This is a genomic window from Pseudocalidococcus azoricus BACA0444, from assembly GCF_031729055.1.
Classification (GTDB): Bacteria; Cyanobacteriota; Cyanobacteriia; order Thermosynechococcales; family Thermosynechococcaceae; genus Pseudocalidococcus; species Pseudocalidococcus azoricus.
The window spans coordinates 1-19,285 of sequence record NZ_JAVMIP010000013.1; the positions used below are offsets into that span (position 1 = coordinate 1).

General features: G+C 49.9%; 18 protein-coding genes and 1 pseudogene. 11 read left to right on the forward strand and 8 right to left on the reverse strand.

Annotated elements, in window-relative coordinates:
* Positions 1–289 precede the first annotated feature (289 nt).
* From gloA to cydB, 4 genes are all read left to right on the forward strand, one after another.
* Positions 290–694 (forward strand): lactoylglutathione lyase, encoded by a 405-nt coding sequence (gene gloA, locus RIF25_RS11760; protein WP_322878734.1) that lies wholly within the window; start codon positions 290–292, stop codon positions 692–694.
* 95 nt (positions 695–789) lie between these two features.
* The gene (gene bioB / locus RIF25_RS11765) at positions 790–1,875 is read left to right on the forward strand and encodes a biotin synthase BioB (RefSeq protein WP_322878735.1); all 1,086 of its coding nucleotides are present in this window, start codon (positions 790–792) and stop codon (positions 1,873–1,875) included.
* A gap of 133 nt (positions 1,876–2,008) precedes the next feature.
* A complete protein-coding gene (locus RIF25_RS11770) occupies positions 2,009–3,448 on the forward strand; it encodes a cytochrome ubiquinol oxidase subunit I (RefSeq protein WP_322878736.1) in 1,440 nt (479 codons plus the stop codon).
* A gap of 27 nt (positions 3,449–3,475) precedes the next feature.
* Complete coding sequence (gene cydB, locus RIF25_RS11775) at positions 3,476–4,489, forward strand: cytochrome d ubiquinol oxidase subunit II (RefSeq protein WP_407682403.1); 1,014 nt, start codon at positions 3,476–3,478, stop codon at positions 4,487–4,489.
* Between the two features lie 230 nt (positions 4,490–4,719).
* On the opposite strand, the gene RIF25_RS11780 is transcribed toward cydB, so the two are convergent.
* From RIF25_RS11780 to RIF25_RS11790, 4 genes and pseudogenes are all read right to left on the reverse strand, one after another.
* Entirely contained in the window at positions 4,720–4,857 is a 138-nt protein-coding gene (locus RIF25_RS11780) for a photosystem II reaction center protein K (protein ID WP_322878804.1), read from the reverse strand.
* A 700-nt stretch (positions 4,858–5,557) separates the two neighbouring features.
* Positions 5,558–5,761, reverse strand: a pseudogene (locus tag RIF25_RS17300) (glycine radical domain-containing protein); the annotation flags it as partial.
* Positions 5,762–5,804: 43 nt separating this feature from the next.
* Positions 5,805–5,951, reverse strand: coding sequence for a hypothetical protein (locus RIF25_RS11785; RefSeq protein WP_322878738.1), 147 nt, complete (start codon positions 5,949–5,951; stop codon positions 5,805–5,807).
* Positions 5,952–5,997: 46 nt separating this feature from the next.
* Entirely contained in the window at positions 5,998–7,251 is a 1,254-nt protein-coding gene (locus RIF25_RS11790; protein ID WP_322878739.1) for a M20 metallopeptidase family protein, read from the reverse strand.
* Positions 7,252–7,392: 141 nt separating this feature from the next.
* Between RIF25_RS11790 and RIF25_RS11795 the strand changes: the two genes are divergently transcribed.
* On the forward strand, positions 7,393–7,668 hold the full coding sequence (locus tag RIF25_RS11795) for a hypothetical protein (RefSeq protein ID WP_322878740.1): 276 nt from the start codon (positions 7,393–7,395) through the stop codon (positions 7,666–7,668).
* Positions 7,669–7,686: 18 nt separating this feature from the next.
* Positions 7,687–8,400 (forward strand): energy-coupling factor ABC transporter ATP-binding protein, encoded by a 714-nt coding sequence (locus RIF25_RS11800; protein WP_322878741.1) that lies wholly within the window; start codon positions 7,687–7,689, stop codon positions 8,398–8,400.
* Here the strand turns inward: RIF25_RS11800 and RIF25_RS11805 are convergent.
* Positions 8,397–9,842 carry a hypothetical protein gene (locus RIF25_RS11805; RefSeq protein WP_322878742.1) on the reverse strand — a complete coding sequence of 482 codons (1,446 nt, stop codon included), beginning with the start codon at positions 9,840–9,842 and terminating at the stop codon, positions 8,397–8,399. The two genes, RIF25_RS11800 and RIF25_RS11805, sit on opposite strands and share 4 nt — an antisense overlap.
* Before the next feature lie 822 nt (positions 9,843–10,664).
* A complete protein-coding gene (locus RIF25_RS11810) occupies positions 10,665–10,841 on the reverse strand; it encodes a DUF2887 domain-containing protein (RefSeq protein ID WP_407682400.1) in 177 nt (58 codons plus the stop codon).
* Between the two features lie 174 nt (positions 10,842–11,015).
* On the opposite strand from RIF25_RS11810, the gene RIF25_RS11815 reads away from it, so the two are divergent.
* From RIF25_RS11815 to RIF25_RS11835, 5 genes are all read left to right on the forward strand, one after another.
* Complete coding sequence (locus RIF25_RS11815) at positions 11,016–13,067, forward strand: c-type cytochrome (protein ID WP_322878743.1); 2,052 nt, start codon at positions 11,016–11,018, stop codon at positions 13,065–13,067.
* Positions 13,042–13,911, forward strand: a complete 870-nt coding sequence (locus tag RIF25_RS11820) for an urease accessory protein UreD (RefSeq protein ID WP_322878744.1) — start codon at positions 13,042–13,044, stop codon at positions 13,909–13,911. The genes RIF25_RS11815 and RIF25_RS11820 overlap by 26 nt, the downstream gene beginning before the upstream one ends.
* Before the next feature lie 6 nt (positions 13,912–13,917).
* Positions 13,918–14,223 carry an urease subunit gamma gene (ureA, locus tag RIF25_RS11825; protein WP_322878745.1) on the forward strand — a complete coding sequence of 102 codons (306 nt, stop codon included), beginning with the start codon at positions 13,918–13,920 and terminating at the stop codon, positions 14,221–14,223.
* Between the two features lie 125 nt (positions 14,224–14,348).
* Positions 14,349–15,053, forward strand: coding sequence for a hypothetical protein (locus tag RIF25_RS11830; RefSeq protein WP_322878746.1), 705 nt, complete (start codon positions 14,349–14,351; stop codon positions 15,051–15,053).
* A 51-nt stretch (positions 15,054–15,104) separates the two neighbouring features.
* Positions 15,105–15,446 carry a hypothetical protein gene (locus RIF25_RS11835; protein WP_322878747.1) on the forward strand — a complete coding sequence of 114 codons (342 nt, stop codon included), beginning with the start codon at positions 15,105–15,107 and terminating at the stop codon, positions 15,444–15,446.
* Between the two features lie 66 nt (positions 15,447–15,512).
* On the opposite strand, the gene cphA is transcribed toward RIF25_RS11835, so the two are convergent.
* Together cphA and RIF25_RS11845 are read right to left on the reverse strand one after the other, a co-directional pair.
* Positions 15,513–18,212 (reverse strand): cyanophycin synthetase, encoded by a 2,700-nt coding sequence (cphA, locus tag RIF25_RS11840; protein WP_322878748.1) that lies wholly within the window; start codon positions 18,210–18,212, stop codon positions 15,513–15,515.
* Positions 18,213–18,314: 102 nt separating this feature from the next.
* Positions 18,315–19,181, reverse strand: a complete 867-nt coding sequence (locus RIF25_RS11845) for a cyanophycinase (RefSeq protein WP_322878749.1) — start codon at positions 19,179–19,181, stop codon at positions 18,315–18,317.
* Between the last annotated feature and the right edge of the window lie 104 nt (positions 19,182–19,285).

The following is a 19,285-nucleotide window of genomic DNA, read 5'->3' on the forward strand; positions in this document are numbered from 1 at the left end:
TTACTTTTGAATTTTATTCACCACTACAATGCATCATTACTGATTTAGTACTACCTAATTTCGATAATTATTTGTTACTTTCACACAAAACCTGACATTAAAACACGAGCATTCGTTCAATCTTTATCAAATTTCGGTGCATTGGGAACAGTACCAGTTTACCCTAAACCTGCTTGACACCAATGGTTTTGCCACTTTGGTTCAATCTTTTGGGGCTGATAAAGTCGTAACTCTGGCGAACAGATGCTTTAGAATGCCAAAGGGTAAGATAACTTGGTCAAAAATCCCGATGCGTCTGCTCCATACCATGCTCCGAGTGGGCAACCTAGAAAAATCCCTTGAGTTTTACTGTGATGTTTTGGGGATGAAACTCCTGCGCCAAAAGGACTATCCGGGGGGAGAGTTTACCCTGGCCTTTGTTGGTTATGGCGATGAGGCCAGTCACACCGTTCTGGAACTGACCCACAACTGGGGCACCCAAGCCTACGACCTCGGAAATGGCTATGGCCACATTGCTCTGGGTGTGGAGGATATTTATGCAACCTGTGCCGCAATCCAGGCCAAGGGTGGAAACATTACCCGCGCTCCCGGCCCCATGAAACATGGCTCGACAGTGATTGCCTTTGTGGAAGATCCCGATGGCTACAAGGTGGAATTAATTCAATTGGGTTCCCGGCCTGGGGATAGAAATTAACGCTCATCCTTGCTTGGCTGGGCATCCTGAGGGTTTGATAAGGTGGTACAACAGAAAAGGGCCTGGTTAATGACATCGGGCAAAAGGATCATCTCTTGGCACAGCTACAAACCCCTTCCGCCCCCACAATTAACACACCTCTCCCCAATTGGCAGCATTTTGCCGACCAGGCCCTATCTGGTATCCCTTTAACTAATCAGCAAGCCCTGGCCGTTCTCCAGGCCCCGGATACGGAATTACTGAACCAACTGGCAGCGGCCTATCGAGTGCGGCATCACTATTGGCAAAATCGAGTCCGGCTTCACTATCTCCTCAATGCCCAAAGTGGACTCTGCCCAGAGGACTGTCACTACTGCTCCCAATCCAAAATCTCCACCGCCGAAATTGACACCTATCCCCTCTTGGCTGAAGAAAAAATATTAGCCGCCGCTGCCCAGGCCGAGCAATTAAAAGCTGGGACATTTTGCTTAGTCCTCTCCGGCCGTAGTCCCAGTCCGAAAAACTTTGAACGGGTTCTCAGCACCATTCGCACCATTAAAGCCAATCATGATCTGAAAGTCTGTGCCTGTTTAGGCCTCCTAGATGAATCCCAGGCCCAAGCCTTGGCCGCAGCGGGTGTGGATCGGGTCAATCATAATCTGAATACCTCCGAGGCCCATCATGGGGATATTTGCACCACTCATACCTTTGCTGACCGAGCCACCACGATCAATCAAGTGCAAAAGGCTGGGATTACCACCTGCTCGGGGGGCATCATTGGCCTGGGCGAGTCGGCTCAAGATGTGGTGGATTTAGCCCTGTCCCTGCGAGCTTTGAACATTACCAGTGTCCCCGTTAACTTTTTAATCCCTATTGAAGGCACACCTCTGGCCGGGCAAAATACACTCAACCCCCGCTATTGCCTGCGCGTCCTCTGTCTTTTTCGGTTTCTGCTTCCCAGTCAAGAAATTCGCATTGCCGGTGGTCGAGAAGTCCATTTACGCTCCCTCCAACCCTTGGGACTTTATCCAGCTAACTCAATTTTTGTCGGGGACTACCTCACCACCCCCGGACAGGCTGCCCAAACCGACTGGCAAATGATTAGGGATGCGGGATTTGTGCTAGAAGCTGCGGATGGCACGCCCCTAGAAGCACCTCTTTTAATGGCCAATAACCCTCCTAATTCTAAACAAAATCTATAGCTTGGCTTAGGTGTATCAACTATGACTAGCCAGCAACATGACAATCTGTTAAACCGGAATTACTAGCTGTTACGGTTAGGAACATTTTGTTACATTCTGTTGATTTACGGGGTGTTATTACCCAGGCCTGGTTATGGATATCCTTGCGAATTCAGTTGCCCTTTCCCGGATGCAGTTTGCATTGACGGCGATTTTTCATATGCTTTGGCCAATTTTAACCACGGGGATGGCGATTTATTTAGTGATTGTCGAAGGCCTGTGGCTGAAAACCCGCAACTCAGATTATTACCATCACGCCCGTTTTTGGTCAAAGTTGTATGTATTAAATTTTGGGATTGGGGTCGCCTCTGGTTTACCGATGGAATTTCAATTTGGGACAAACTGGGCCCCCTTTTCCGAAGCCGTAGGTGACTTTTTTGGCAGCATTTTAGGGTTTGAAGCCTCCATGGCCTTTATGCTAGAGGCGGGCTTTTTAGGCATTATGCTCTTTGGTTGGGGCCGCGTTCCGCCTGCTATTCACTACCTCGCCACAATCATGGTCGCCTTTGGAGCCAATCTCTCGACATTTTGGATTTTAGTGGCTAATTCCTGGTTACAAACTCCGGCGGGGGGCACATTTGTTGAGGGTAAATTCCTGGTGGCAGATTACTTCCAGGCCATTTTTAATCCCTTTATGCTTAACAGTGTGCTCCATATGTTTTTTGCCACCCTGGAAACCTCTTTGTTTGTCATTGGCGGCATCAGTGCTTGGTATATCCTCCAAAAACGCCATGTGGAGTTCTTTAGCCGTTCCTTCAAAATTGTTCTGGCTGCTGCCATTGCCGTTGCCCCGCTCCAGATTTTTATTGGCCACCTCAGTGCCGAGCAGGTCTATCACTACCAACCCACCAAACTAGCCGCGATCGAAAGCCAATGGGAAACGCTTCCGGCGGGACAACCTGCGGATTGGACGCTCCTCGCCTTACCCAATGAAAAAGCTGAAACCAATGATTGGGCGATTCAAATTCCCCAGGCCCTCGGTTACATCCTGGAACTTAAACCCAACCTGAGCGAACCCGTGCAAGGCCTGAAGGACTTCCCGCCTGAAAATCGCCCTCGTTTGATTGGCTTAATCTTTTATTCCTTTCGGATCATGAGTGGGATTGGCTTTTTCCTGGTGGGCTTAATGCTTGTCACCGCAATTCAATGGGGCCTGGGGCGGTTAAAACCGGGGGTGATTGCCCGGCAAACTTGGACATTACGGGCCTGGATTTTTGCGGCTCCTCTGGGTTACTTAGCGGTGGAAACAGGCTGGATTGTCCGCTGTGTGGGTCGCCAACCTTGGACTGTCTATGGGGAAATTCGCACCGCCGATGCCGCCTCCCACTTACCAGCCGGGGAAATCCTTTTTTCACTGATTGGCTTTACCCTTCTCTACTCTGCCCTGTTTATCGCCGCGCTTTACTTTGGCAGTCGGATTATTCGCAAAGGCCCGAACCTCTCTTTACCGATTCCGGGGGTGGAAGTTTTACCCAGCCTGGAACTTCCCACCCAACACCAGCCGGATCAACGCCCCCTCGAAGCCCAGCAGTAACCCTTAACCCGGAAAGTGAGGATGACCATGGACCCCTTAGCTCAATTTCTCCCCCAAGTCTGGTTTTTTATTCTCGGACTTTTCTTATTTCTGTATGTCCTCCTCGATGGGTTTGATCTCGGGATTGGGATTCTCTCTCTTACTAGCTCTAGCGAAGAACGCCGCAGTATCCTGATGACCAGCTTAGGTAATGTTTGGGATGCCAATGAAACCTGGCTGGTATTGATGGGAGGGGCCTTGTTTGGGGCTTTTCCCTTGGCTTATGGCACGGTTCTGAATGCGCTCTATCTGCCCGCGGTGGTGATGATTGTCGGGCTAATTTTGCGGGCGGTAGCCTTTGAATTTCGGGAGAATGCTAATCGCAAGTTGTTTTGGAATTGGGCCTTTGGGGTCGGGAGTTTTCTGGCGGCCTTGGGCCAGGGTTTTGCCTTGGGAAGTATTTTTGAAGGGATTGCCGTAGATGCAGCGGGGCATTTTGTCGGGACGATGTGGGACTGGCTGAGTTGGCGGTCAATTCTGGTCGCATTAACTCTCATCCAAGGCTATGTCCTGATTGGCTCTACTTATCTGATTATGAAAACCACGGGTAGTCTCCAACTGGTTCACTTTAAGACGGCTAAACTTGCAGCCTGGACGACCTTAATCGGGGCCGGCTTTATTACAATTAGTACCCCAATTCTCTCCGACCATATTCGCCCGACCCTGTTTGAGCCACCCCTTGTCTTTATCTTTTTGGGAATACCATTGTTGGGGATTTTCTTGATTGGGCTATTGTTGCAAAGTCTGGGCAAGCAGGAAGAACGAATGCCCTTTATTTTGACTATCTTGATTTTTATGTTGTCCTTTGTCGGCCTGGGCCTGGTAATTTTCCCCTACATCATTCCTCCCAGTGTCACCATCTACCAGGCCGCGGCGGCTCCCAGTTCCCTGGTCTTTATGATTATTTTTATCGGGTTCTTAATCCCAATTATGTTGTTCTACAACATCTACAATTACGTGGTCTTTCGGGGGAAGGTCACACTCTCAGGTGAGGCTGAATAAGTTGCCGGGGCGGGGCTGAGTAAATTGGATCAAAGTCATCGGATGCTCCCTTTGGGCTAAGATCAACCGGGACTCTTATGGTTCAGACTGGGACAGGTTCAGGCAGCCTTTAGGTCAAAACCAACTAAGCCGACCCTGACCAGGCCTGAGACTTACTGCATAGCGTAAATCTGATCACCCGTCAAAGCCGACTCAGTTAAACCACTGTTGAGAATTTTATCAGACTGTCGTTAACGAAAACCCACAGCCGCCTGCCACACGAAGGCCAAAGCTAAGAATAAGACGGGAATAACGGGTAAAACATCTACAAGGGGATCAAAGATGGAGTAGGCTTCTGGGAGTTTAGCCAAGAACATCATCGCTTCCATAGTCGTTTTATTATCCTCAGTTTGTTGTCGCGGTGTGTAGGCGTATTTTAACATTAGGATTCCCAAATTCCCCCCCTAGTCCTGAAATATGCCATGAAGCCTTAGCCCTTTTCATCAGGGAGAACTAAACTGACCCGGCCTGGAGGCAAGGCAAAATTATTGTAACCAACCAATATTGCAAGTATCGGATTACTAGCCTAGGATTCATCCCAATTTCCCTAAAGGCAACATCGCAATCCTACCTGAGTCAAGAACGATTCAAGGCTGTAACTTTAGCAAAATCAATACCCCACGTTCCAAATTCCAGAAGGATTGCTCTATCTCCCCAGTACAAATCATACTGTTCTTCTGGAAGACTACGCCAACATCTAGAAACAGAACAATCAATTGACTGGACTTAATTTCAGGCTCATGAACTCAAATAAACTCTTGAATTTCTAGTGTTTTCTCTAATGAGTTCAAGATTAGTTTTTTGACTTCGCTTCTGAGATTTCTCCCAGCTAATTCCAGCATCAGAAAATAGGTCATAATAGCGTTGTTTAGACCGATAAACGACACCATAATTCAGATCTAGATGAGTGAGTAACTCTTTCGGATTTTATTCATTAAACCCACCTCACAAACCATAAAAACCTGTGGAAAACTCTGGGGATAACCGGGGCCTGGGATGTTGTTGGGCTTACACCTCCTTAATGACTCCTTAATGGGATTCGTGGAAAGTGCGATTGATAACATCCAGGTGCTGCTCCTGGGTCAGTTTGATGAAATTCACGACATAGCTAGAGACCCAAAGCATTAACTGCGGGTAAAGCGCAGAATGATCCATCGCATCCACCAAGGTTTCTCAATTCAGGACAGTCACAATCAGGTGGAAGCCCCCAGCTTGGCAATACTCATCCAACAGCAAGGAATATAACGTTGATCAACTCCATCATCAAAGTGCCAACTCAACACCCCTTGCGGTAATCACCCTGATCATTCCAGGCCAGCGGCTGAAAAATGGGATGTTGTTTGTAACTACAAAGCGGGGTAAACTCATGAGAACCTGAAGATGCGGGCTCAACTTTTTCAAGAGACAGGGCCTGTTCAGCCATCAGTTTTTGCCCCCTTGAATTAATCGGCAAACTTAGAGTCAAGGGGTTAGGATCGCTGGGCCTGGGCAAAAAACTTTTCCAGACAACGGACAAAAATTTCTACTCCCAGGCCCAGAACCGTTTCATCAAAATCAAAGCGGGGGTGATGATGGGGGAAATCTAACCCTAATTCTGCATTCGCTGAACCTAAAAAGAAATAGCAACCAGGCACTTGCTGTAAGAAAAATGACATATCCTCAGCGGCCATGGTTTGACATTCAGGCACAACGCCCAATTCCGTCTCAATCACTGTTGTCGCTACGGAGCGGACTAACTCGGCCATGGTTGGATCATTGATGGTCGCCGGATACATCCGTTGATAATTCAATTCATACTTCGCCCCGTGACAGGCACAAACTCCGGCAATAATTTCCTCAATCCGTTGGGGTAATTTATCAGCCAATTCAGGATTGAAATAGCGCACTGTCCCACTGAGGGAAGCCGTATCGGCAATAATATTTTTGGCCGTCCCCCCATGAAAGGATCCGACAGAAATCACCGCAGTATCCAGGGGGTTAATATTGCGCGCCACAATGGTTTGCAGGGTGGTGACAATTTGGGAGGCTACTAGCACCGCGTCAATGGTTTGTTGGGGAATTGCCCCATGCCCGCCTTTGCCCAACACTTGACAATGGAAAAACTCAGCCGCGGCCATGAAAGGCCCACTCCGTACCCCGACAGTGCCCACAGGCAAAACATTCCAGACATGGAGGCCAATAATCGCATCCACTTTAGGGTTATCCAGCACCCCGGCCTGGATCATCGGTTTCGCCCCCCCAGGCCCCTCTTCGGCGGGTTGGAAAATAATCTTGACGGTTCCGGCAAAGTCAGGATGTTGGGATAAGTAACGGGCAGTGCCGAGGGCAATGGTTGTGTGGCCATCATGACCGCAGGCGTGCATTACCCCGTCATGGCTAGAGCGATAGGGAACTTGATTTTCTTCCTGAATCGGTAGAGCATCCATATCCGCCCGAATCCCTAAGACTGGGCCGGGCCGGGAACCTTCTAGGATCGCAACAATTCCAGTTTCGGCAATTCCGGTTTGATGGGGGATCCCCCATTCCCGCAGTTTCTCGGCTACAAAGCTGGCCGTGAGTTGTTCCTTAAACGCCAGTTCAGGACGTTGATGCAGGTAGCGTCTCCAGGCCACTAGTTCTGGTTGCAAGGCTTTAATAGCGGGGCGTAAGGATTGGTGCAGGCTTGGCTCTGTGGTCTGGCTTGGGGGAGGTTGCGACAGAGAAAGCGGTAAGGTAGAGGCCATGGATCTGACTCAAGAACAACAATATGGGAGGGGACAAAAAATAGTTTTAATTTCAGTCTATCGCTCAATCCTCTCCCCTAATGAAGCCGGAAACTCTACAGTGGAGATAGCACAACTTCATCGTTCCTTATCTGAGTACCCATGTTCACGATTGATCTTGTTTTGAAAACAACCCCCATTCCCTTATCCGTGGAGCGCAAAGAAGAATCAGCCGCCCAGGCCCTCTATCGTGAACTCTTAGCTGCGGTGGCCCAGACTCCCGCCCAGATGATTGAACTCACCTGCGAAAAACAACCGGAAAAGAAAGTCGCGGTGCTGAGTTCAGAAATTGTTGGGATTCAACTGTCGCAAAAAGGTGCAGCCGGATCCTCAGGGCGGGCCCCCGGATTTTTTGCCCAACTCTTGGAGCAGTCTTAGGAATCCCCGCCCGACCCAATGCCCCAGTTTTCGGGATTGCGATACACTGCTGCCATGCCCCATGCCATTGATGTCCAGGATGTAAGTTTTGGTTGGTCATCCCAGGCCCTGCTGTTGAATCACTGTCATCTACAGATTCCGGCGGGAGAGTTTTGGATGCTGTTGGGGCGCAATGGCAGTGGTAAATCAACCTTAATGAAGCTTTTGGCCGGGCTGTTGTTACCCCAAACAGGATATGTTCACATTCATCAGCCAGTCGGGTTTGTGTTTCAAAATCCAGATCAGCAATTGGTGATGCCGACTGTGGGGGCGGATATTGCCTTTAGTCTGACCAATCAGGGCTTAACCTCAACCGAAGTGCGCTTACGAGTCCAAGATGCCCTGGCAACGGTGAACCTCTCTGGCCTGGCCCGCCGTCCCATCTATGCCCTCAGTGGGGGCCAAAAACAACGGGTAGCGATTGCGGGGGCGATTGCGAGACATTGCGAGGTTTTATTGTTAGACGAACCGACTTCCCTCTTGGATCCGGAAAGTCAGCAAGAACTCTTAGCCAATGTGCGGGAACTGGTGACACAACGGGGGATGACGGCTCTTTGGGTCACACATCGTTTAGAAGAATTAGAAGCAGCGGATGGGGCGGTGGTGATGGAAAGCGGACAGGTGATTGAACAGGGGCCACCCAGTCAGCTAAAGCATATTCAGGAATATAAACTCAGCCAGGCCTGTTGTTAAGGGGTGTTGGATTCCGGCAGGCGAGCTTGACGTTTTTGGGCCATAAAACTGGCTTTCACCTCTTCTAACCAATCTATTAAAAGGTCACGCAGGGCCTGGCCGACCTGTTGTTGTTGCAATTCATAGCTGAGGGTTGTCCCAAATTTCTGGACAAGTTGACTGGTGAGGAGGGCAGCGGTCTTGTCTTCGGATTCCAGCCGGGTGAGGACTTGATAAACCCGATTGGTAATTTCGCTAGCCAGTTGGGCTGACCACTGTTGGGGAATGGTTTGTAACCCTGGAAAATTAGCCAGTTGGCGATAGGGTGGGGCCTGGCGGAGGGCTTGATCCACGTTGTATTGAATCAGTTTTTCCAGTTCTGGGCGCAGTTGGGGGAGGACTTTTTTCAGGGTCACTTGCAAGACTAGGGCAGCCATTTCCCCAAGCTCATCAATTTCGTTGCCAGGATGAAGGGGTTGCTGGCCGGATTGTGCCCCTTGACTAGGTAAAAAGCGCATGAACTGACCGCGGCGAATCGCTGCCTGCATTTGGGAGAGGACTTGGATCACCACAACTTCCGTCACATCATCGGCAATGGTGGCTACGATCCCTTGTGAGGCTTGTTTCCGAATCCGTTGCAGGCTAATAATTTGAGCTTGGTCGAGGCGAATTTCCACCGGAATGATCCGTAACCAGGCCCAGCCGGGAGCAATCCACCAAAAGGGAAAAAAGAGCAGCCCATCATACCAGCGGATAATCATGGCATCAAACCAGCGCAGCCTGGCCTGGTGACGACTCATCCAAAAGGTGCGGGCGAAAAACTCAAGGCAAAAGATCAGCCCGAAGGGAATATCTAAGACCCCAAAATTATCAATATATTCCCCGTCTTCTCCGATGCCTCGGTAATAATTGGCGGCCATCAAGGGGCGAATGGTGCGATTAAACCAGGCCAGGTTAGTGGCTCCGGTGACGGAGTTGATGTAGCGATCACTCCAAAACTGTTCAAAGGCTGCTTTGGAGGAAACATTGCGTTTGGTGCTGAAGACCCGGAGCCGCATTTGGTTTTTAATCCGCTCCAAACTGCCGGACTTATTGGCAATGGCAAAGGGATTGGTATCTACCATTTCAATACTGCCGGCGCGGAGGGCGGCTAAGATGCTCTCGGTTGCTGGGCTGCTGTAACCTGTTCTCTCAATGCTGGCTTCTAGTTGATCAACCAGTTCCAGATAGGCCTGGGTGTCGCGGTGGGGTTCAATGCCTTTAATCGGGTCGTAGAATTTGGTTATGTCTAGGGGCATGGGAATGTATAGCACCCGATTCACTAAGGGAATGGAAACACGCCCCTGTAACCAAAAATCTCGCCAGGGAACATAGCTGAGATTAAATAAAACCAATAGTAAATTTGCACTGGCCAAGATGGCCATCAACCGTTCATAGGTGCGATTAATTACTTTTAGCCCCATAGTCCCTCCCGAACCCACTGATCTAGTCTAGTGATGCAGCCGGGCCAAAAATTAAGAAGGGGTTAAAGTAATCCTATAAAACTAGCTGGCCATCATTTGTATTGTGTGTCTGAGTATCCTCATTTAGCTGATTCTGTGGATAAGAGCATTACCATTAGAGATGAGATTCATAATCATTGCCATCAAGGCCTGGGTTGTCGGAACAAGAAATGTATGATTGATGGTCTTATTGATTACATCCGAAACTTTTTATCCTGACAATCTAGAGCTAATTACTTGTCTGCATAGGCAAAAACTAAAAATTTCTCCAGGCCCGCTATCCAACAACGTTCCTAAAGTCTGATATTTACCAGTTAGTAGAGTTTTAAACAATAACTCAAGAACTCAAATATATTTACTTTTAAATTTTTAGTCCAAAGTAATTCAACTAAGAGCATCAGCAAACACTACTCAATCTAAATTAGCGAACCAGGCCGATGACTCTGAAATATCTTCAAAATGTACTATTGCTTTACCTAACGCTTAAAGCTCCTCAGATGATAACTTTGATTTGGAAACTTATTCCCTAATATAGCCTCATTCAAATCTAGCCATTGGGAAAAATTTGGGGTGTTGGCTACAGCTTGGAGGAGATTTTGCCCTGCTTCAGTGGTTTGGCACGCTTCGATCCCAATCACCTGTGGTCAAGCCAGGCCTGGGGATAAATTGGTTGCGGTGGCTAAGTCTTCATAAATACACTCTCTGGACTTGATCATCAAAATGGATGTCGTCAGGCAGATCAACCCCAACCCCTTGGAATCGAGAAGCCAAAAGTAACAACCCTCACCACAGCCGTACAACTCGGTATGGATGGAGATAGACATAAACCTCTGCAAAAAATTCGCCATGGAATCCGCCATCGGGTTGCATCTGGGCTTCAATAAATACAATCGGCAAGCCAGGATTCTCATCAATCGGGGTAAACACACCATCAATCCGATATTCCGATCCCTTAACCACAGGCGCACGATACTTAAAATCACAGTTTTAGGGCAGATCAGGTATCAATTCCGTAATCAAACGAGCCTGAAATAGAAAAATCGCCTAAAATAGCTTATCGGTTTTCATCAACGCTCCTGACTCATGTCACTGGCAAATCAACACACCTGACTAGGTTAGGACAATCTTAAATAAATGAAGGGAATCACGTTGCAGCGAGTGAAAGCATGGCTCACCCTCCCCGGCCTGGTGTTTACGGTCATTATTGTCAGTGCAGTCATTGTGGTCGGGAGTTCTGTCGTGCCGAGTCGCGCCACTGCCCCCCCTATCATTCCCTTACCCACCGTTTGCCAGGCCCGGCTGAAATCTCCAGAAATTTCCTGGCAAGTTCCCGAAGATGTGGAAGGAAATTTAGAACAGAACAACTTAAATGTAGTCCAACGGGCGGCGGATATCTTTGCCTGGCAGGAATTTATCGCCTTGAATTGGCCGGCTAAATCGGGGGTCAGAGGGGTTCCGGATCAGGCGGTTGGGATCAATACCCCAGGCCAACGGGTTTGGGAAACCTGGAAAGAAACCAGTGAAGTCTATTTACCTGATGGCCGTCAACCCTTGCCGTGGAATGCTACGGCCCCCTTACCCCCAGGCCTGGTTAACGGAAAACCCTTAAAACTTCTCTATCGCCAAAGCAAAGTGGATGAAGTGTTATCCGATGAATTTCAACCCACGAAAGCCGATCTCGCCTTACCCGGAACGTTGACGGATCAAAAAGGTCGGATTGTCCGCTACGAAATTCGGATGAACCAAATCGCCTTTGATTATGTGGTGCAAAACAAACTTTACGATGCCAACCACCAGGCCAAGTTGGATACCTTTAACTTTCCCAATGGGGCAATTTTAATTAAAGCGGCCTGGCGAGAAGTCAATCCACAGGAAGAAAAACGATTTCATACCGTTTCGGCCTACGTTTCTGATCGTTCTGATCTCACCCAAGCCACCTATCAAGAAAAACGGATGGGCCTGGTGGGCTTTCACATTATGCATAAAACCGCCAGCGCGCCCCAGTGGATTTGGTCAACCTATGAGCAAGTGGAGAATGTCCGGGGTGAAAATCCTTCCTTTTTTAATCCCCACTGTCCCGATTGTCTGGCGAATCATCAAACCCAGGCCCATGTCCCCAATCAAGTTATCCGCTTAACCCCGATTCCCAACCAAGACCCCGATTGCAACCAACCCACCCAGGCCAAGGATAATGTGGTCGAACTCAATAAAACCATCCAAGCCGGTCTGAAAAATTCCGTCTGGCAACATTACGAACTGATCAACACCCAATGGCCCTTACCGAAAGCCAAAACTGATTCCACTCCCGAAACGGTTTTCCAGGTTAATCCGGCCCTCTTAGCCAACACCACGATGGAGACCTATATCCAGAAAACCTCCTCCTGTATGGGCTGTCATGCCATTGCTCGCAGTGTGAATCCTAACCAGTATGCCGCCTCAGACTTTACCTTTACCCTGGCCTATGCCCAACCCCAACCTGCTCAGACGCAAATGATTCCCCCCCCTGCCAAACCCATCTCGGCCTGGGATACAGAGCATTGGAATAGTATTCTGCGGGGCTATCAGCTAACCACCCAAACCTATGAACTCTTGCCGAAAAATGTCCCCGTGGCCAAACTCCATTGCCAAAGCTGTCACTTAAATGGGGGTGGAAATCCGAAAGCCTCGGCCTGGTTGGGGATGATGTCAAAGTATGAATATCCCCAAACCACCAACTTACAAAAACGGATCAATCAATGCTTTGCCCATAGCCTCAATGGCCACCCGTTCCCAATTACGCCCAATCAACCGGAATTCACAGCGTTTATTAGCTATATGCAATGGCTGGATGAACAGGCCCAAGTCTTAGAAATACCCCGCCCGAAAACGCCCTTTCCGCCGATTCCCCAACTCACAGGCAATGCACAACGGGGGCAAGCCATTTTTCAGCAGAAATGCAGTTTTTGTCACAACACAAGCGGGCAGGGACGTTATCAAAGTGATACCTATTACCGGCCAGCCCTTTGGGGTCAACAGTCATTTAACAAATTAGCTGGCCTGGCCCGAGTCCCGACCCTCGCTGAGTTTATCCATGGGAATATGCCCTATCAGTTTGATGGTAATCTGACTCCCCAGGAGGCCTGGGACTTAGCGACCTTCATTGACAACCAGGAACGGCCCAGTGGGACAGCCAACTCTGAAAAATAATCAACTCCTGGGAGATTCAGAATTTTCTTCTTGGCGCGGTGATTTACGCTTGGGGTATCGCTGGCATCATGACCGCACCGAGGTAATCCAGGCCTATGCCAAAGCTCCCCTGAGGATTCAACGCCCCTTTTATCCCGAATCTCCCCAAGTCTGCCATAGCGTAATGCTCCATACGGCCGGCGGGATGGTCGGGGGGGATCGTCTTAATGTCCAACTCGATCTCCAGGCCCAGGCCCAGGTACTCTTAACCACGGCGGCGGCCAGTAAAGTCTATCGCGCCCCCATTCACCCCGTCAGCCAAACCATTGAACTGAATATTGCTCCCCAGGCCTGTTTAGAATGGCTGCCCCAAGACACCATTATTTTTAACCAGGCCCGCTATCACCAATCCATGCGGGTGAATTTAGCTCCGGGGGGCCTTTGGCTGGCCTGGGAGATGACTCGGTTTGGACGCACCGCGCGGGAGGAAATTTTTACGGCGGGAAATTGGCAATCCCATACGGAAGTCTGGCAGGATGGCCTTCCCCTCTGGATTGATCGGCAATGGCTCCCTGGCACATCTGAGACGTTCTATGGCCTGCATGGCTTAAATGGCTGTCCCGTTGTGGGAAGTTTAGTGTTCATTGGTCAAGAGGTTAGCAGTACCGTCATTCAGGAAGCCAGAGTATTATGGCCAGGCCCGCTGACGGATATTGGCGTAAGTCGCTTAGCCGCCGGGATGATTTGTCGCTATCGAGGTCAAGATCGAGGAGCCGCCCAGGCCTGGTTTATCGCTGTTTGGGGGCTATTGCGAGTATTATTTTTAGGGCGTGTTGTTTGTGTACCCAGAGTTTGGGGAGTCTAAAAATTAATGCAACTGACACCACAGGAAAAAGACAAGTTACTAATCTTCACCGCTGCCTTGGTGGCCGAACGTCGCCGGGCCCGCGGCCTGAAGTTAAATTATCCCGAAGCCATCGCCTATATCAGTGCCGCAATTTTAGAAGGAGCCAGAGACGGCCGCACTGTCGCAGACTTAATGAGCTATGGGGCAACCCTCTTAACCCGCGAAGATGTGATGGACGGTGTCCCAGAAATGATTGTCGAAGTTCAAGTTGAAGCCACCTTTCCCGATGGGACAAAGTTAGTCACCGTCCACAATCCAATTGCCCTCTAAGGTTCATGTCGCCGCAGTGGAGACGGTTCAGACAATCAGGTTGTTAGTCGCATGAAATATTAGAATCGTTACATCCCTCTGTTTTAGGGTAGTTCTAGTGGTTCATCCCCCCGAGGAATTACCTGATGAATATGTCCCTAGTCCCCCTAGATTCTGATCAGCAGCGTCTTGAGGAAATCCGCCAGGCCGAGCGGGCCATCAGCCGCTTAATTCAAGCGCAACACGTTAACACCAATCAAGGTAAACTCGTCAGCCAAGCAAAAGATTGGGGTTGGCAAGTGGTCAAAGGTGGTGGAAAACATCCGGTCAAAGCCATTCGGCCTGGATATTCACCTGTGGTAATTTGCGGCCATGGCAGCAGCCGAACCTTGAAACGGGGAACAGCCTTGGGGATTTTACAAGCTCTGGCAGAACCAATCCGGGCAGAACTGAATCGAGCCGCCCAAACTATCCTTGAGCAGATCACCCAGCAAAAACTGACGCACCAGGAGGCCCGAATTGCTACCCTAGAAGCTGAACTGATGCATTTCCAGGCCGAAGCAGAAACTGGATTGGCCTTAGCCGCAGAAGTCGAAGCTCGCAATGGGATTCTCAACCGCCAAATGACAAAACTCCTGCATGAGCGGCTGGAGCTAGACGTAACAAAGCAGAAATTGATGGCTATCATCCAAGAACGGCAGCAAATTGAAGCAAAGTTTGCCCTATTTATTGCCGACTTTGAACAGTTAGAAATGATCTTAGATCGGGTTACTTTGTTTGCCGAGGCATTGCCTGAAGCCTATCAGCGACAACTCTTGCAAATTTTGCACCCCATCAAACCCGTTGCCTAAAGTTCGCCCCAAAGGAGCCATTCAGCCATACCAGACATTGAGGAGAACAAGATGGAACATGACCAGTCCGCCGTCCGGAAAGTTAGCGAAGTTAAAAAACTCCTGCATCAGTCGCAACGAAACCAGGCGGAGCTATTAACGTTAACCACAAACTTAGTTCAGGCCAAGGAACAGGAATTAACCCAAGACTTACAAACCCTCAGTCACTTACCCATCATTCCCCAATCGGCCTGGACAATTAGCCTAATGCGGCGGCAGTTTAAGAATTTTCCCACCGCCCGTCAGCATTTTCGCCAACTTTATGATATCAGAGCCAACAACTGGCAGACCTTGATCGAGCGAGTGAATGTGATTGAGACTGCCTTGGTTCATCTAGGGTTGACTATCCGCTAATCAGAATCCGCAAGCAGCGTATAGATTAACCCATGCCTTAGGTTAGGTGCTGGCAGCAGTTTCCCCCTAGCCAATATTCACCTCTGTACCGAGTTCCACCTCTTCAATTTTGTGGCCATTCCCATTTTCAAAATAGGGTTTACTGGCGAGCTTGTGGTTTTCACCATAGTTTTCAATCAACCGAATTGTTCGGCCCACTTCACAGGGTAAAACCACGACCAAGGCCCCTGGGCTAGCTGTCCCCAAGGCCTGGTTAATGGCGGTCACTTCGTCGTGGATAATTTCATAGGTACAGTGGTGAGGAACTCGGATCACACCCATTTCAATAAAATGAGCCGCATCACCGCGGGGCCGACCACGGGTATCATCATCTTCTTTGATCAGAATCCGATTAAAGATTTTGGCAGACAACTCCCCAAGTTGGGCTAAGTCTTCATCGCGCCGATCCCCAGGCCCGCCAATCACCCCAATCCGTTCACCTGGCCATTTTTGGACAAACTCTCCCACGGCTTCATACCCAGCGGGATTATGGGCATAGTCAACCAAGGCACTAAACTCACCTAAATCAATCAAGTTCATCCGGCCGGGGGTTTGCTCCACGGACATCTTAAAGGTGGTCAGGGCAGTGCGAATATCGGTAATTGAGATGCCTTGGGCATAGGCCGCTAAACAGGCTGCTAAGGCATTGGCAATCATGAAGTTGGCCCGGGCTCCCATCGTCATCGGCACATTCACAGCCTGCTCAATTCGGAGCGTCCAATCCCCCTTCAAAATTGAAAGATAACCATTTTCATAGACCGCCGCCAGGCCCCCCGATTCAATGTGCTCTTTAACCAGGCGATTCCCCGGATCCATCGAAAAAAAGGCAACCTGGGCTTTCACCTGTTCGGCCATATCGGCCACCAGGGGATCATCGGCATTCAAAACCGCATAGCCCGCAGGCCAGGCCGACTCGACCACAACCGCCTTCAAATCTGCCAATTGCTCAACCGTATCAATATCCCCAATCCCTAAGTGATCGGCCTGGACATTCAGAACCACCCCGACATCACAGTGATCAAAGCCCAAGCCAGAGCGCAAAATCCCGCCCCGCGCCGTTTCTAAAACCGCAATTTCCACCGTTGGATCCCGGAGAATGAGTTGCGCGCTTTGGGGGCCAGTGGTATCCCCTTTTTCCACCAGGTAATCGCCAATATAAATCCCATCGGTGGTGGTGTAGCCGACATTTTTTCCGGTTTGTTTACAGATGTGGGCAATTAGGCGGGTCGTCGTGGTTTTGCCGTTGGTGCCGGTAATCGCCAAAATCGGAATCCGCGACGGCTGGCCGGGGGGAAAGAGCATATTCAAGACCGGCTCGGCCACATTCCGGGCAATGCCGCGACTTGGGCAGGTGTGCATCCGAAACCCTGGGGCCGCATTGACTTCCACAATCACCCCCCCCACGTCCGGCATCGGCTTGGAAATATCGGGGCTAACTACATCAATCCCGGCAATATCTAGGCCAATGGTACGAGCCGCCCGTTGACAAATCCAAACATTTTGGGGATGGATTTCATCCGTATGATCAACCGCAATCCCCCCGGTGCTGAGGTTGGCGGTAAAGCGCAAATAACAAACTTGTCCTTCGGGCAGAACAGTTTCCAAGGTGTAATTTTGCCGATCCAGTAGTTCCCAACTGTCATGATTCATCTCAATTTTAGTCAGGACGTTATCATGGCCTTCGCCCCGCTGGGGATCCTGGTTCGTAATATCAATCAATTCTTGAATCGTGGAGTGACCATCACCGACCACATGGGCTGGCACTCGCTCCGAAACCGCCACCACTTTGCCATTGATCACCAGCACCCGGAAATCTCGGCCGGGGTGATACCGCTCGACAATCACCGATTTGGAAACACCACTGGCAATTTCAAAGGCTTCCTCGGCCCGTTCGATGGTTTCAATATCCACGGAAATGCCCCGCCCATGATTGCCATCCAGGGGTTTAATCACAATCGGATAGCCACCAATATCCTGAATCGCATCTTCCAATTCATCAAGGTATTCAATCACGACACCCTTGGGAACCGGGATACCTACATCGGCCAGGAGTTTTTTCGCCCCTTCTTTATCGCCCGCTAACTCAACCCCTAGAATCCCAGTCAAATCGCTGAGGGTGGCCTGCATCCGGTGACTGTGAACCCCATAGCCAAACTGGATGATAGAGCGGCTACTCAGTTCTTGCCAGGGGATATTCCGGGCTTCCGCTTCTTTAACTAGGGTATCGGTACTTGGCCCCAAGGAGGCTTTGGCTTTGAAATCCCGTAAATCCGCTAAGTCTTGCTCCAGTTCCCGCTGCGGATATGTCCCCGTATCAATAATGCTTTGGCAAAGTCTGACGGCGGCCCGGCCGGCATATCGTCCCGCTTGCTCATTCTGGTATTCAAAAACGACTTGATAAATGCCTTCAGTCCCCGTCATCCGCGTCCGACCAAACCCCACAGGCATCCCGGCCAATTCCTGTAACTCTAAGGCAACGTGCTCAATGACATGACCGAGTAAGGTTCCCTCCCGCAAGCGCATTAAAAACCCCCCCTCATGGCCTGGGGAGCAATGATGTTGGTATAGGCTCGGTAAAATACGCACCAGGCCATCCACAAAGCCAGGAATTAAATTGGATGTAGTTTCGGCCAACTCCTCTAAATCCAAGCGCAAAATGATCAACTTACCCCGGCGGATACTCCAATAGTTGGGGCCACGCAGCGTTTGAATCTTGAGAATTTTCATAGGAAACCAGGCGCAAGGGGAGTAAAATCTGCCACCATTCTAGTCTTAGAGTTAGGAGGGCGGTAAACTGTTTGTGGTGAACAGTTCGGTTGCAACTAAATCCTAAAGAGACGGCAAGCTGGAGCTTTGATGTTGAACTTGATGGGTATTCAGGTTGTAGCAATCGGCATGGCTGAGGATATGCACTCGCAAATTGTAAATACTTAACGGCGAAGTGACTTCCACTTGGCTGAAATTGGTATAGTTGACATCCCGCGGATCCACAATCGTCACGGCGCCTTTACCCATCACCCGCACCGTTCCATCCGGCTCAAACAGGGCACAGGTATCTTCATCAATTCCAATCCCTAGCTTATCGGGGTGGGCAGAAATGGCACTGATCAGGCGGGCTAAACGATTCCGGTTGTGAAAATGCTGATCCACAATCACATCGGGAATAATCCCCAGGCCCGTGGCCATATCCACCAAGGAGCGATTCGGGGGTTCATTGCTCCCTCCACTGGCAATCATGACATGGCCCATCACTGCCGCCCCCGCACTTGTTCCTGCTAACACCGATTGGCCTTGCCAAACCTGAGTCCGTAATTGCTCCAGGAGTGGGGTTTCATCCAGCAGGGCTGAAAGTCGGAGTTGATCTCCCCCAGACATGAACAAGCCACTACAGCGGGCCATTTTGGCCAGGATTTCTGCCGATTCAGCATCACTGCGATCCGCGACCAAAAGAATTTCGACATCCTTGGCCCCAATTTCCATAAAGATGTCGTGATAGAGCCGCCCCATGGCATCGGGTTCTCGAGAGGCGGAGGGAATAACCCCAATGACAGCATCACTTCCCCCGGAGCGTTGGACAAATGCAGTTAAAATTTGTCGCCCCCGAACTTTATCTTCTGCCCCGCCGATGGCCATCACAGCACATTTTAAGGCAGGGGAAACTGGGTTCCGAGCAAATAGGGATTCAAGTTGTAGCATAGGCAGGTGAAAGGAAGGAGCGACCAAAATCTAGCCGGGTTCCTCAGCAGGGGGCCGCGCTCGATGTGGTGTGATACAGAGAATGATGCCAGATTATTTAGAAA

What these genes read in the sequence shown, in the direction of transcription:
- gloA (WP_322878734.1), top strand. Translation starts at nt 290, where the DNA reads ATGCGTCTGCTCCATACCATGCTCCGAGTGGGCAACCTAGAAAAATCC.
- RIF25_RS11770 (WP_322878736.1), top strand. Translation starts at nt 2,009, where the DNA reads ATGGATATCCTTGCGAATTCAGTTGCCCTTTCCCGGATGCAGTTTGCA.
- cydB (WP_407682403.1), top strand. Translation starts at nt 3,476, where the DNA reads ATGGACCCCTTAGCTCAATTTCTCCCCCAAGTCTGGTTTTTTATTCTC.
- RIF25_RS11780 (WP_322878804.1), bottom strand. Translation starts at nt 4,857, where the DNA reads ATGGAAGCGATGATGTTCTTGGCTAAACTCCCAGAAGCCTACTCCATC.
- RIF25_RS11785 (WP_322878738.1), bottom strand. Translation starts at nt 5,951, where the DNA reads ATGGCTGAACAGGCCCTGTCTCTTGAAAAAGTTGAGCCCGCATCTTCA.
- RIF25_RS11790 (WP_322878739.1), bottom strand. Translation starts at nt 7,251, where the DNA reads ATGGCCTCTACCTTACCGCTTTCTCTGTCGCAACCTCCCCCAAGCCAG.
- RIF25_RS11795 (WP_322878740.1), top strand. Translation starts at nt 7,393, where the DNA reads ATGTTCACGATTGATCTTGTTTTGAAAACAACCCCCATTCCCTTATCC.
- RIF25_RS11800 (WP_322878741.1), top strand. Translation starts at nt 7,687, where the DNA reads ATGCCCCAGTTTTCGGGATTGCGATACACTGCTGCCATGCCCCATGCC.
- RIF25_RS11805 (WP_322878742.1), bottom strand. Translation starts at nt 9,842, where the DNA reads ATGGGGCTAAAAGTAATTAATCGCACCTATGAACGGTTGATGGCCATC.
- RIF25_RS11815 (WP_322878743.1), top strand. Translation starts at nt 11,016, where the DNA reads ATGAAGGGAATCACGTTGCAGCGAGTGAAAGCATGGCTCACCCTCCCC.
- ureA (WP_322878745.1), top strand. Translation starts at nt 13,918, where the DNA reads ATGCAACTGACACCACAGGAAAAAGACAAGTTACTAATCTTCACCGCT.
- RIF25_RS11830 (WP_322878746.1), top strand. Translation starts at nt 14,349, where the DNA reads ATGAATATGTCCCTAGTCCCCCTAGATTCTGATCAGCAGCGTCTTGAG.
- RIF25_RS11835 (WP_322878747.1), top strand. Translation starts at nt 15,105, where the DNA reads ATGGAACATGACCAGTCCGCCGTCCGGAAAGTTAGCGAAGTTAAAAAA.
- cphA (WP_322878748.1), bottom strand. Translation starts at nt 18,212, where the DNA reads ATGAAAATTCTCAAGATTCAAACGCTGCGTGGCCCCAACTATTGGAGT.
- RIF25_RS11845 (WP_322878749.1), bottom strand. Translation starts at nt 19,181, where the DNA reads ATGCTACAACTTGAATCCCTATTTGCTCGGAACCCAGTTTCCCCTGCC.